Here is a 12,489-nt window from a genome sequence, read left to right on the forward strand (position 1 = left end):
TAATTTATTTTTTGTAGTTTTTTAAAATTTCTAGAGCATTATCTCTATCTTTTTTAATTTGATTAGAAAGTTGATCTATATTTTTAAACTTGATTTGAGATCTAAGTTTTTCAACTGGTTCTACAGATAGATTGAAACCATAAAGATCGATATCTTTATTTATTAAATGAACTTCAACTGCAGATGGCAATAAAGGATTTATTGTTGGTTGAGAGCCAAGATTCATAACAGATTCAATTTTTTGGTTAGAATTTTCTATGATTGTCCAAGATGCGTAAACTCCTTCTCCAGGTAAAAATTTTCTGCCATCTATTTCAAGGTTTGCGGTAGGCCATCCTATACTTTTCCCAATTCCTTTACCTTTAACAACCTTTCCATTAAAACTATAAGGCCTATTGAGAATTTTGAAAGCATTTTTCAGATCACTTTTCTCTAATAGATCTCTTATTCTGCTGCTGCTGATTCTACCTTCCTTGTCTTCTAAGATTGGAGTAATTTTTAGTTTAATTTCAGTATCCTTAATCAAATTTTTTATTGTATTTATGTCTCCACTTCTTCTGAAACCAAATTTAAAATTAGCACCTACAGAAATGTTTTTTGCTTGTAATTGATTTATCAAAATATCTTTTACGAATCTTTCTGCACTTAATTTGGATAGTTTCATATCAAAGGGAATCAGAACTAATTGTTCAATTCCTAGATCTTCAAGAATAGATAGTTTTTCATAAGGGAGATCAAGTCTCAGACGAGTCTCTTTATAAAGAACTTCTCGGGGATGAGGCCAGAAGCTTGCAATTGTTGGGGTATATTGATTCTCTTCAACTACACTTTTTATTAATTGTCTGTGGCCAGCATGAAGGCCATCAAAACTTCCAATAGCTATTGAAGTAGGATTCTTAACTTCAGATGGCGATATTAAAGAGATCAAAAGATTACGTGCAATTTTATGACTTTGATGGCAAATTTGATTAGATTATAGTTTATTAGATCAAATGAATGTCTGACAAAATTGATTTTCAGTCCCTTTCATTTGGAATGCGACGCATTGGATGGATACGCTTTTGGGTTCAGTCCATTTTAGGTGTTGTTGTTGCAGCTGTTTTGCTTTTTTCAAATGTTGTGAATAATAGCGAAGGGCAGCTTAGCTTAGCGCCTGGTCTATCACTTACAACAGTATCCTTGATTTTACTACTTTTTAGTCTTTGGCAAGGTTGGTTAATAGTTAGAACAGGAAGAGCAATCGCAAGTAACGCAAGACCCTCAAGAGGACAAACAAGTAAATTGATAAAACGAGGACTAATAGTTGATTTATTAGGAATTTTGTTTGGATTAATTGGATATCAAGCTCTTATGGGTGCCTTATTTATCCAAGCATCTTCTCAAACAACTGGACAATTGATAACAGCGACATCTGATATCCCAATTACTGGTCTTGAAATATTATCAGTTCTTAGTAACACGCAAGTTATCGCGGCTCATTTTTTTGGACTTTGCTTTTCTTTATGGCTTTTAAGAAGGATTTACAAATGAATTATTAATTTTAGGTAAGTCATCTAAGTTACCTCTCCAAAATAAATCTGGTTCTACAGGTGTAAGAGATATTTTATTTTCTTGTATTTGCGATACGTCACTTGGCCATTTCTTTGGACCATAACCTTTTGATTTAAGATCTAGAACTACCTCACCAGCGAGCCAATAATAATCATCCCCCCTTGGGTCTTCTCTTTTGGAAAATTGATTTTTATATTTTCTTACTGATAATCTTGTCCAGGATAATTCTTTTATTTTGCTTTTTTCGCAAGGGGGTATATTCAAGTTTAATAAAAGTGAAGCAGGCCAACTATCATTAATTGCTTGTTCGGCAATATTCATTGCAATTTCTCCTGCAAATTCAAAATTCTTCCATTTAAAACTAGCAACACTTATTGCCATGGAGGGAACATTTTCTAAAGTGCCTTCCATAGCTGCAGCGACTGTACCTGAACAAAAAATATCTGTCCCTAAATTTGGCCCGTGATTTATTCCAGATAGTACTAGATCAGGTTTATTATCCAAGAGTTCAGATAGTGCTAATTTGACGCAATCAGCAGGAGTGCCAGAACATCCCCAAGCTTCAATTCCTTCCCCAAATAATTCGTCAGCTTTTTCAACTCTTAATGGAGATTGTAAAGTAAGACCATGCCCGGTAGCTGACCTTTCTTGGTCAGGACAAACTACTTTTACCTTATGCCCTCTTTTTTGCGCTGATTTTGCTAAAGCTCTTATCCCCGCTGCAAAAACACCATCATCATTGCTAATTAATATATTTAACGGTTTCATTAATCAATAAATTTTATTTATGGACGATATTTAAGTAAGATAAAGCAATACTTATTTTTACTATATCAGTGAGTCAGATTGAATCATTAAGTCAAATTGAGGAAAAACTAAATAATCTTTCTCTAACAGCAAAAAATAATATAAGTAATGCTAGTACTCATGAAGAACTGGATCAATTAAGAGTTTCCTTGCTAGGTAAAAAAGGTGATTTATCAATTATCTTGAAAACAATGGGTCAATTATCCGCTACTGATAGACCAGTTGTTGGACAGAAGGCAAATTTAATAAAAATAAATTTGCAGGAATTAATAACTGAAAGAAAAAATCAACTAAATAGTGAAGCCTTAGATAAAAAGATTAAAAAAGAAAAAATTGATGTAACTATCCCTTCAATTGGAACACCTCCTGGGAATAAACATCCTTTGATTTCAACTCAAGACGAAATAATAGATATATTTTGTGGTTTAGGATATTCAGTTGAAAGTGGCCCTGAAATAGAAACTGATTTTTATAATTTTGAGTCTCTCAACATACCCAAAAATCATCCCGCAAGAGATATGCAGGATACCTTTTACTTAGATGAAAATCGACTTTTAAGGACCCATACTTCTCCTGTTCAGATAAGGTACTTAGAGAATAATCCTCCTCCAGTAAGAATTATTGCTCCCGGGAGAGTTTACAGGAGAGATGCAGTAGATGCTACTCATTCCCCTGTATTTAATCAGATTGAGGTTTTATGTATCGATCAAGACATTAATTTTAGTCATTTAAGAGGAACAGTTCTAACATTTTTAAAGGCCTTTTTTGGAGATATTCCTGTAAGATTCAGAGCTAGTTATTTCCCATTTACTGAACCTTCTGCAGAAGTAGACGTCCAGTGGAAAGGTAAATGGTTAGAAGTAATGGGTTGCGGAATGGTTGATCCAAAGGTCTTAGAAAAATTAGGAATAGATTCTGAGAAATGGACTGGTTTTGCAGCAGGATTAGGAGTTGAGAGATTTTGTATGGTGAGACATCAGATCGACGACATCAGAAAATTTTATACAAATGATATTAGATTCTTAGAACAGTTCTAATAGTATTTAATTTTTAAATTAGGATTGTCCAACAAATTAGTTTAAGATAGTCCTAGTTTTAATTTTTTGATTGGTACGTAAAGCAGGACTAATCGTTAATGATGGAAAGGAACTAGCTGTTCAAACTGCAACTTCTGTTCAAAAAAAATTGGAAAAATCTAATTTTGAAGTTGTAAGAGTTAGTAGCTCTGGGGGGATGGTTGGTTTCGCAAATCCTGATCAACATGTTCGTCCTTTGGGATATACGAATTGTGTTCCTGAAGGGTTTGATTCATCAATGGAATTTGCAATTGTTCTTGGCGGAGATGGGACTGTACTTTCTGCTGCAAGGCAAACGGCACCTGCTAAAATTCCAATTCTTACAATAAATACTGGTCATTTAGGATTTCTTGCGGAAGCTTACTTATCTAATCTAGATGAGGCTATAAATAAAATAATTGCAGGAAATTGGGATATTGAAGAAAGAACTTGCTTTATAATTAGTGTAATGAGGAATGATCAGAGGAGATGGGAGTCTCTTTGCCTTAATGAGATGGCTCTTCATAGAGAGCCTCTAACAAGTATGTGTCACTTTGAAATTTCTATAGGTCGACATGCTCCTGTGGATATTTCAGCTGATGGAGTAATTTTATCTACTCCAACTGGTTCTACCGCCTATTCTCTAAGTGCAGGAGGACCAGTTATCACACCTGATTGTCCAGTCGTGCAATTAACTCCAATTGCTCCACATTCATTGGCATCTAGGGCATTGGTTTTTAATGATTCAGAGCCAGTAACTGTTTTTCCTGCAACTCCTGAAAGGTTAGTAATGGTTGTTGATGGCAATGCCGGTTGTTATGTTTGGCCTGAAGATAGGGTTCTAATAAGAAAAAGTAAACACTCAGTAAAATTTATTAGACTTGAAGATCACGAATTTTTTCAGGTTTTAAGAAATAAACTAGGTTGGGGTTTACCTCATGTGGCTAAACCTGATAAATAACAATTACTTGAATTTATTTTTTCCCTTTTAATAGAAAAACAGGATTATTGGGTTCTAGTCTCATTCCCTCCGTAATACTTAAGCTTTTATAGGTCTGAATTAAATTTAAATTTGTTTTGAAATTTTTATCTTCTAATTCCTCTTCCAATTCTTTAATAGTTTGAATATTAATTATTGGGATAACGATAATGTCTCCAATATCCATATCTTGAGCTAGTTTATTAATAATCTTGAGTTTAGTTTTTTTGTCACATCCTCCAATTATTAATCTATTAGGTTTTTCAAGAGAACTTAAATTATTCACATTCAAGGTGTAATTTATGTCTTCCTCAAAAATAAATTTTGGTTTGACGTCAAGCCTTTTAGAGTTTTCTAGTATTAATTCTTTTGAGCCAATCCTTTTATCTATACAAAACAAATCCAAATTAGGCCTTAACTTTAGTGCCTCTAAACCAATTGACCCACAACCTGCTCCTATATCCCAGATGACACCATTTCTTGGGAGCTCTAAAGCAGCTAATATTTGAACGCGAACCTCCCTTTTAGTTAATAAGTTTGGTCTATCATCAAAAGTCTTAAAAATATGGTCACTGATTCCGAAAAGAGGGAGATTATTATTTGAGTAATTTTTCTTTTTATTTTTAAGAACAACAATGTTCAAACTTGATATATCAGATGGTAATGAATCTTTAAGATTTAATTTTCTTATCTTTTCATTCTCGAAGCCAATCTCTTCACAGAGCCAAAAATCATAAAAATCAATAAGATTTAATTCTGATAAGTTTTTTTTGATTATTTCTAAACTTTTGTTATTTGAATCTGTAATAATAGCCAAAGTTGATGGCCTTGTTTTAAGAGCCTCTACTAACCTATTTGAATCTCTGCCGTGAATACTCACATTAACAGTATCTTGCCATGGGATCTTTAATTTACTAAATGCTAATTGAATGCAAGTATTTGAAGGGTAGAAACTTAATTCATCTTTTGAAAAATTTTCTAGTAGTATTCTCCCAATGCCAAACCAAAGTGGATCTCCTCTGGAAATTAAAATTACATCTTTTTTTTGTGATCTAAGCCAGTGAAAAAGTTCCTTATTACTGTTGCTCGAAAAAAATAATTTCTTTTTTTCTAAACAATTTTCGCTCCAGGATTTTATTTCTTCAAAATATAAATTTGGAACTGCAATTGAAACTGTCTCTTGAAATAGATTTTGTAATTTAAGGGGTAAATCCTCAAATTTATAAGAATTAATTCCTACTACATGAATTTTTCTTTTTTCAGTCATGAATATTTAATTAAAAGAAACTTATCTATTTGAATGTTTTATTAAATTATCTTATGATTGTTCGAGCTTTAATAATAAATCAATTGTCTGAAAGAAGAAAGAGATTACATGATTTATTATTAACTTTAATAAAAAAAGATAGTGAATTCGAGTTTATTGAAGAAGATTCTAACGATTTAACATCTAACTATTCTGAAAAAGACTCTTTGAATTTATCTCGAGTTATAAAAAAAAATCGTAAAATAATCAAAAGATATCAAGCTATTGTAAGAACAGCTGTTACTCTTGATGCCCTGATGGATTCGGAAAATGAAGAAAATTACAAAATCAAATAAAAATATATTTTTAAAAGGAATATTACCTTTACTTTTACTACTATCCTTCATTTTTAACCCAATAAAAGTATCCGCAGAAGTTGCAGAAACAGAAATAAATGGGGAATTAATGAATGCTAGCAGTGAGTTTTTAAGGGATTTGGACTTTGAGACTTGGCAATTAGTAGCTTATAAATCACCTCTTTTTGAAGATAAATTGATCTTGAGAGTAATAGGATATCCAGGGAATCTTAGGATTGATCATCCCACTCAATTGAGGGTTGAATCAGGGAGAAAACAGTGGCTTTTAGATGACAAAACATTACTTAATGTTGAATTAGCAAATGATGGAAGACAAGCTGCAGCAGAATTCGATCTTAATGAATTGATTAAAAATTTAGATAAAAATAGACCATTAAGATTATCTTTGTCGGGAGTTTTTTCTGAGTTACCTGTTCCTCCCTTTGTTGTTAAAGAGTGGAGATCAATAAATTGAATTTGATTTTTGGAGATGACTGATAAAAATGTGAGCCATACAAAATGGATGAAAAGAGCAATTTTTTTAGCTTCTTTAGGTAAAAATACAACGAGTCCAAACCCAAGGGTGGGAGCAGTGATAATTGATAAGAATGGAAACCTTATTTCAGAAGGGTTTCATTTCAAGGCAGGGATGCCTCATGCAGAGGCAATGGCTTTTAATAATTTAAAAAAAGATGCTAGAGGTGGGTCAATTTATGTAAATCTCGAACCTTGTTGCCACCAGGGTAGAACACCTCCATGTGTAGATAAGGTGATATCCTCGGGGATAAAAAAGGCTTACATATCTATCGAAGACCCTGATATAAGAGTCGCTGGTAAAGGTATAAAGCTGCTAAAAGAAGCTGGAATACAAGTTCACTTAGGATTATGTAAAAAGGAATCCCTAGATTTAAATAGGGCTTTCATTCATAGGAATATTACTAAAAAGGCATTTGGTGTTTTTAAATGGGCAATGAGTATTGATGGAAGAATAGCTTTAAAAAATGGAAAAAGTAAATGGATTACTAATGAAGAATCACGGGCATTAGTACACTCTTTTAGATCAGAATTTGATGCAATAATCATTGGTGGAAACACATTAAGAAGAGATAATCCACTCTTAACTTCCAGAGGTTCCAAAAATCCTGAGCCTTTGCGGGTTGTGTTTACAAAAAGTTTAGACTTGCCAACAAAATCTAATCTTTGGGATTGTAATAAGGCAAAAACATTACTTATTTATGATTCTTCAACAGCAAATGAAAGCTACCTCTCAAGGATTCCAAAATGTGTGGATGTTGAAAAGGTATCATCAGATAATCCAGAGTTAATTTCAAAAATACTAGCTAAAAGGGGATGTAACAAAGTTTTGTGGGAATGTGGCCCTAGATTGGCTACCGCCGCTATTAAATCTAATTGTATTCAGGAATTTATAACTTTTATTGCTCCAAAAATTTTGGGCGGAGAAAATAGTATGAATCCTTTTGGTGATTTTAAATTTGAAGATATGCATGAAATTATTAAATTAAGTGATTCACAGTTTAGTTTGATTGGAAGTGATATATGTATAAAGAGCTCATTCAAAAATTAATTTTTACAATAATTTCTATGCGTCAAAGTACCGTACGGTTCTTACCCCAAAAAAAAATACAGATACGGAAATTCATCGTTTAGTTTATAATAAAAGCAAATTTGTTAACAACTATGCCAATAAGACAGGATGATAATCAACCTAATAGAAGATTTGGAATTGTAAATATTATTTTGATAGGAGTTGGAGCATTACTTCTTTTTAGTAGCCTGTTCCCTAACCAAAATATGCAAATACCAAGAGTCCCTTACTCATTATTTATTGATCAGGTTAATGATGGGGAGGTTAAGCGTGCCTATATCACTCAAGAACAAATTAGATATGAGTTAAATGGAGCTGAAGAAGGTGCACCCTCTGTTTTAGCAACAACCCCAATTTTTGATATGGACCTTCCACAAAGGTTAGAGAGTAAAGGGGTGGAATTCGCTGCCGCACCTCCCAAAAAACCTAATTTTTTCTCAACCATATTGAGTTGGGTTGTTCCTCCTTTAATTTTTATTCTTGTTTTACAATTCTTCGCCAGAAGAAGTATGGGTGGAGGAGGTGCTCAGGGTGCTCTTAGTTTTACTAAAAGTAAAGCAAAAGTTTACGTGCCTGATGATGAATCAAAAGTGACATTTGCTGATGTAGCTGGGGTTGATGAAGCTAAGGATGAATTAACGGAAATAGTTGATTTTCTAAAAAAACCTGAGAGATACACAGATATCGGTGCGCGAATACCAAAAGGGGTACTTCTTGTGGGACCTCCAGGAACAGGTAAAACTCTTCTTTCGAAAGCTGTTGCGGGAGAAGCAGAAGTTCCTTTCTTTATAATTTCAGGTTCTGAATTTGTCGAGCTTTTTGTTGGTGCAGGTGCTGCAAGAGTAAGAGATTTATTCGAACAAGCAAAGAAAAAAGCTCCATGTATTATCTTTATTGATGAATTGGATGCTATTGGTAAAAGTCGTTCTGGATCTATGGGGGTCGTTGGCGGTAATGATGAAAGAGAACAAACTTTAAATCAGCTTCTTACTGAAATGGATGGATTTGCTTCAGCTGATAAGCCAGTTATAGTACTTGCTGCTACTAACCAGCCTGAAGTCCTCGATGCTGCACTTCTTAGACCAGGAAGATTTGACAGACAAGTTTTAGTTGATAGACCAGATTTGTCTGGTAGAAAAACTATATTGGAGATATATACCAAAAAGGTTAAACTAGCTGATTCAATTGACTTGGACTCTATTGCACAAGCTACTAGCGGGTTCGCTGGAGCCGATTTAGCCAACATGGTAAATGAGGCTGCTTTACTTGCGGCTAGAGCTAAAAGGAAAAGTGTAGAACAACAAGACCTTAGCGAAGCTATTGAAAGAGTTGTGGCGGGATTGGAAAAGAAGAGTCGTGTTTTGCAAGATGATGAAAAGAAAGTTGTTGCCTATCACGAAGTCGGTCATGCAATAGTTGGTCATCTAATGCCAGGAGGTTCAAAAGTTGCCAAGATTTCAATTGTACCAAGAGGTATGAGTGCACTTGGTTATACTCTTCAATTGCCAACAGAAGAAAGATTTTTGAATTCTAAAGAGGAATTAAAAGGACAAATAGCTACACTTCTTGGAGGAAGATCAGCTGAAGAGGTTGTTTTTGGAAAGATTACTACTGGAGCCTCAAATGACTTACAAAGAGCAACTGACATAGCAGAACAAATGGTTGGTACATTCGGAATGAGTGATATTCTTGGACCCCTTGCTTATGACAAACAAGGTGGAGGTCAGTTTTTAGGGAATGGAAACAACCCAAGAAGATCTGTAAGTGATGCTACTGCTCAAGCAATAGACAAAGAGGTTAGAGATTTAGTTGATGATGCACACGAAACAGCACTTAATATTTTGAGGAATAATTTATCTCTTCTTGAATCGATTTCTCAAAAAATTCTTCAAGAAGAAGTCATAGAAGGGGATGAACTCAAAACTCTTTTGGCAGAAAGTAAAATGCCTGCATAGTAGAATTTACGTTTTCATGGAAAGTTAGATGCTAAAGCCAATCAAGCTTGCTAACAAAAATTTTTTATCAAGCTTGGATACTTCAAGTGAGGAATTTTTACATATTTTAGAAATCGCTAATAACTTTAAAAATAAAGATTTAAATATCGAATTAAAAAATAAAGTTTTAGGACTGATTTTTGATAAGGCCTCTACTCGTACAAGGGTTAGTTTTCAAGTGGCAATGTCAAGGCTTGGTGGCACTACAGTTGATCTGAATCCCACTACTTCCCAAATTGGGAGGGGAGAGCCAATTAAAGATACAGCAAGAGTTTTAAGTAGATATTGTGATGTTCTTGCGATTAGAACTTATAAACAATCTGATTTGGAGGAGTATGCAAAATGGTCTTCAAAACCAGTTATTAACGCCCTTACAGATTTGGAACATCCCTGCCAAGCTTTAGCGGACTTTCTAACTATTAAAGAAGAGTTTATTGATATTAAGAATGTAGTTTTGACATTTATTGGAGATGGGAATAACGTCGCTAATTCTCTTATTCTTTGTGGAGCTTTATTAGGTGTTGAAATTAGGATTGCATGTCCTAAAGGTTATGAACCTAACTCGTTGTTGATAGACAAAGCATATGAAATATATAAAAATAAGAATTTATTGACGATTACTGATGATCCCAATACTGCTGTTTCAGGAGCAAATGTTCTTTATACAGATGTTTGGTCATCTATGGGAGAAGAAAATCAAAAAGATGAAAAAGAAAAAGTTTTTAATGGTTTTACTATTGACAGTGATTTAGTTAGTAAGGCTGATAAAGATGCAATTATTCTTCATTGCCTTCCTGCGTATAGATCCAAAGAGATAACTGATGAAATATTCGAAAGTCATAAAAGTAGAATTTTTGATCAAGCTGAAAATAGATTGCATGCTCAACAAGCTCTTTTATCTTGCATTCTCCAGTAGGAATACTTGCGAACAAATTAATAAAAGGGTACAAATGTATTAGAGTACATTTGTTTTATGGAAACTTGTTCAGAGGACGATCTTACCCAAGCTCAGAATGAGCTCTATGGATGGATAAAAGATTATATGAAAAACTTTCAACATAGCCCATCCATTAGGCAGATGATGCAAGCTATGGGATTAAAATCTCCTGCTCCAATTCAAAGTCGCTTAAAACATTTGCAGGAAAAGGGATATATCTCTTGGCAAGAGGGTAAAGCAAGAACTATGCAGATAGTAGATGAAATTATAGAAGGAGTACCAATTATGGGTTCTGTGGCAGCAGGAGGACTAATTGAAACTTATTCTGATGTTCAAGATAATTTGGATATTTCTGATGTTTTAAAAAAGAAAAATGTTTTTGCACTTACCGTTAATGGAGATTCTATGATAGATGCATATATTGCAGATGGAGATATGGTTTTGATGGAGCCTATTAAAGATTCATATTCTCTTAGGAATGGAACTATTGTTAGTGCAATGGTTCCAGGATTAGGTACAACTTTAAAGTATTTTGTTAAGAGAGGAGGAAAAATATTTCTTGAAGCAGCAAATCCAGAGTATGAACCAATCGAGTTAAATTTAGATGAAGTTGTTTTTCAAGGAAAATTATTAGCTGTCTGGCGAAAAGTTTAATTTTAGGTAAATTCATATTTTGAAAATATAAATATCAAAGTTTAAATTGGTATATTTGAAGTCGTGGGGCCATAGCTCAGTTGGTAGAGCACCTGCATGGCATGCAGGGTGTCAGCGGTTCGAGTCCGCTTGGCTCCATTAGGATTTACGCTAGCTATGTCAATTTGTTTCTATGAAAATAAACAAGAATACAATATTTATCTTAGTGCCTAAATATGTATCAATATGTGTTCTCTGCGAGGAACTCTGTGAGCTTTAACCCTTGCGTATAGGTAAAAGGGGTATTTAGTATTTTAATTCTTACGGTCTATACAAAGCTAATTTAGAAAAAGAAATTGCGAGAAGATATAAAGCACGAATAACTCCTTGCTTGTTCCATTACTGAAATAAAGGTTAAGTTTTTGAACAATATTTTAAAAAAATCTATAGGTCAATATCTATCCAACTTTTTTCTAATTTCTAAAAGAAAAGAACAACTATAAAAATATTAGTAAGATTTTTCATTGTGCAAAATTAAGATGTATCTATAATAATTTATAGTCTCTATAAAGTTTAAGTTATGAAGATCCTTAATTTAGGTTGTGGAGCTAAAACTTCAGATTCAGAAGATATAGTTAATATAGACTGGTCTATTTTATTAAGATTGAGAAAAAATAATCTTATGAGATTTGCATCATTTTTTTTAGGAGAAAATCGTATAAAAAGGCTTAAAGAATTACCTAATAATATTCAAGTCCATGATTTAAGAAAAGGCATCCCTTTCAAGGAATTCAGTGTTGACGCTGTTTATTCTTCCCACGTTTTAGAACATATAGACAGGCAAGATGTACCTCGTTTTTTAAACGAAATTTTTAGGGTTCTAAAACCTCAGGGTATAATCAGGATTGTGGTACCGAACTTTTCTTATTTATGTTCTGAATATATCAAAAATTATAATAAATGTTTTGAATGCAACAACTCAAGAATATTGCATGATAATTTTGTAGCAGACATAATAGAGCAATCAGTTAGGAGAGAGTGTTCAGGCACCTCAAAACAGAAAAAATTTCCAAGAAAAATTGAAAATTTATTTTTTGGAGATGCAAGAAAGAGAGGAGAAACTCATCAATGGATGTACGATCAATTTAATTTAAAAAATCTTTTGTTAGATGCTAGTTTTCAGGAAATTAAAGTTCATTCCTTCCTAACAAGTGATATTGCTGATTGGGGAAGATATGGTTTGGACCTAAATAATCAAGGTGAGGAATATAAGCCAAATTCACTTTATATGGAGGCCAGAAAAATTTTTTAAATATAATATTATT

General features: G+C 33.3%; 13 protein-coding genes and 1 tRNA gene. 11 read left to right on the plus strand and 3 right to left on the minus strand.

Annotated features, from left to right (window positions below; genetic code table 11):
* Positions 1-4 precede the first annotated feature (4 nt).
* Positions 5-928, minus strand: a complete 924-nt coding sequence (locus EV02_RS00895; protein WP_032520265.1) for a bifunctional riboflavin kinase/FAD synthetase — start codon at positions 926-928, stop codon at positions 5-7.
* A 68-nt stretch (positions 929-996) separates the two neighbouring features.
* Between EV02_RS00895 and EV02_RS00890 the strand changes: the two genes are divergently transcribed.
* Positions 997-1,530, plus strand: a complete 534-nt coding sequence (locus tag EV02_RS00890; protein ID WP_032520266.1) for a DUF3611 family protein — start codon at positions 997-999, stop codon at positions 1,528-1,530.
* Here the strand turns inward: EV02_RS00890 and surE are convergent.
* A complete protein-coding gene (surE, locus tag EV02_RS00885; protein WP_032520267.1) occupies positions 1,510-2,319 on the minus strand; it encodes a 5'/3'-nucleotidase SurE in 810 nt (269 codons plus the stop codon). The two genes, EV02_RS00890 and surE, sit on opposite strands and share 21 nt — an antisense overlap.
* A gap of 68 nt (positions 2,320-2,387) precedes the next feature.
* Between surE and pheS the strand changes: the two genes are divergently transcribed.
* Positions 2,388-3,395 (plus strand): phenylalanine--tRNA ligase subunit alpha, encoded by a 1,008-nt coding sequence (pheS, locus tag EV02_RS00880; protein WP_032520268.1) that lies wholly within the window; start codon positions 2,388-2,390, stop codon positions 3,393-3,395.
* Positions 3,396-3,465: 70 nt separating this feature from the next.
* The gene (locus tag EV02_RS00875; protein ID WP_032520269.1) at positions 3,466-4,374 is read left to right on the plus strand and encodes an NAD(+) kinase; all 909 of its coding nucleotides are present in this window, start codon (positions 3,466-3,468) and stop codon (positions 4,372-4,374) included.
* 13 nt (positions 4,375-4,387) lie between these two features.
* Here EV02_RS00875 and EV02_RS00870 read toward each other — a convergent pair whose 3' ends face one another.
* Positions 4,388-5,659: a bifunctional cobalt-precorrin-7 (C(5))-methyltransferase/cobalt-precorrin-6B (C(15))-methyltransferase gene (locus EV02_RS00870; protein ID WP_032520270.1), complete on the minus strand. Its 1,272-nt coding sequence runs from the start codon at positions 5,657-5,659 to the stop codon at positions 4,388-4,390.
* 83 nt (positions 5,660-5,742) lie between these two features.
* Here EV02_RS00870 and EV02_RS00865 point away from each other — a divergent pair, with 83 nt between their 5' ends.
* The 8 genes from EV02_RS00865 (at position 5,743) to EV02_RS09110 (ending at position 12,476) form a co-directional block, all read left to right on the plus strand.
* Positions 5,743-5,994, plus strand: coding sequence for a hypothetical protein (locus EV02_RS00865; protein ID WP_032520517.1), 252 nt, complete (start codon positions 5,743-5,745; stop codon positions 5,992-5,994).
* Positions 5,969-6,469, plus strand: coding sequence for a DUF3122 domain-containing protein (locus EV02_RS00860; protein WP_032520271.1), 501 nt, complete (start codon positions 5,969-5,971; stop codon positions 6,467-6,469). Before EV02_RS00865 ends, EV02_RS00860 begins: the two co-directional genes overlap by 26 nt.
* A 15-nt stretch (positions 6,470-6,484) precedes the next feature.
* Complete coding sequence (gene ribD / locus EV02_RS00855; RefSeq protein WP_032520272.1) at positions 6,485-7,579, plus strand: bifunctional diaminohydroxyphosphoribosylaminopyrimidine deaminase/5-amino-6-(5-phosphoribosylamino)uracil reductase RibD; 1,095 nt, start codon at positions 6,485-6,487, stop codon at positions 7,577-7,579.
* A gap of 113 nt (positions 7,580-7,692) precedes the next feature.
* Positions 7,693-9,555 carry an ATP-dependent zinc metalloprotease FtsH gene (gene ftsH, locus EV02_RS00850; RefSeq protein WP_032520273.1) on the plus strand — a complete coding sequence of 621 codons (1,863 nt, stop codon included), beginning with the start codon at positions 7,693-7,695 and terminating at the stop codon, positions 9,553-9,555.
* Positions 9,556-9,583: 28 nt separating this feature from the next.
* Positions 9,584-10,510, plus strand: coding sequence for an ornithine carbamoyltransferase (gene argF / locus EV02_RS00845; RefSeq protein ID WP_032520274.1), 927 nt, complete (start codon positions 9,584-9,586; stop codon positions 10,508-10,510).
* A gap of 57 nt (positions 10,511-10,567) precedes the next feature.
* Entirely contained in the window at positions 10,568-11,185 is a 618-nt protein-coding gene (gene lexA / locus EV02_RS00840; protein ID WP_032520275.1) for a transcriptional repressor LexA, read from the plus strand.
* Between the two features lie 65 nt (positions 11,186-11,250).
* Positions 11,251-11,323: transfer RNA gene (locus EV02_RS00835), tRNA-Ala, on the plus strand.
* 421 nt (positions 11,324-11,744) lie between these two features.
* Positions 11,745-12,476: a class I SAM-dependent methyltransferase gene (locus EV02_RS09110; RefSeq protein ID WP_052043493.1), complete on the plus strand. Its 732-nt coding sequence runs from the start codon at positions 11,745-11,747 to the stop codon at positions 12,474-12,476.
* Positions 12,477-12,489: the final 13 nt, after the last annotated feature.

The organism is Prochlorococcus marinus str. SB (genome assembly GCF_000760115.1).
Taxonomy (GTDB): domain Bacteria; phylum Cyanobacteriota; class Cyanobacteriia; order PCC-6307; family Cyanobiaceae; genus Prochlorococcus_A; species Prochlorococcus_A marinus_D.

What these genes read in the sequence shown, in the direction of transcription:
- EV02_RS00890 (WP_032520266.1), top strand. Translation starts at nt 997, where the DNA reads ATGTCTGACAAAATTGATTTTCAGTCCCTTTCATTTGGAATGCGACGC.
- surE (WP_032520267.1), bottom strand. Translation starts at nt 2,319, where the DNA reads ATGAAACCGTTAAATATATTAATTAGCAATGATGATGGTGTTTTTGCA.
- EV02_RS00870 (WP_032520270.1), bottom strand. Translation starts at nt 5,659, where the DNA reads ATGACTGAAAAAAGAAAAATTCATGTAGTAGGAATTAATTCTTATAAA.
- EV02_RS00860 (WP_032520271.1), top strand. Translation starts at nt 5,969, where the DNA reads ATGAAGAAAATTACAAAATCAAATAAAAATATATTTTTAAAAGGAATA.
- ribD (WP_032520272.1), top strand. Translation starts at nt 6,485, where the DNA reads ATGACTGATAAAAATGTGAGCCATACAAAATGGATGAAAAGAGCAATT.
- ftsH (WP_032520273.1), top strand. Translation starts at nt 7,693, where the DNA reads ATGCCAATAAGACAGGATGATAATCAACCTAATAGAAGATTTGGAATT.
- argF (WP_032520274.1), top strand. Translation starts at nt 9,584, where the DNA reads ATGCTAAAGCCAATCAAGCTTGCTAACAAAAATTTTTTATCAAGCTTG.
- lexA (WP_032520275.1), top strand. Translation starts at nt 10,568, where the DNA reads ATGGAAACTTGTTCAGAGGACGATCTTACCCAAGCTCAGAATGAGCTC.
- EV02_RS09110 (WP_052043493.1), top strand. Translation starts at nt 11,745, where the DNA reads ATGAAGATCCTTAATTTAGGTTGTGGAGCTAAAACTTCAGATTCAGAA.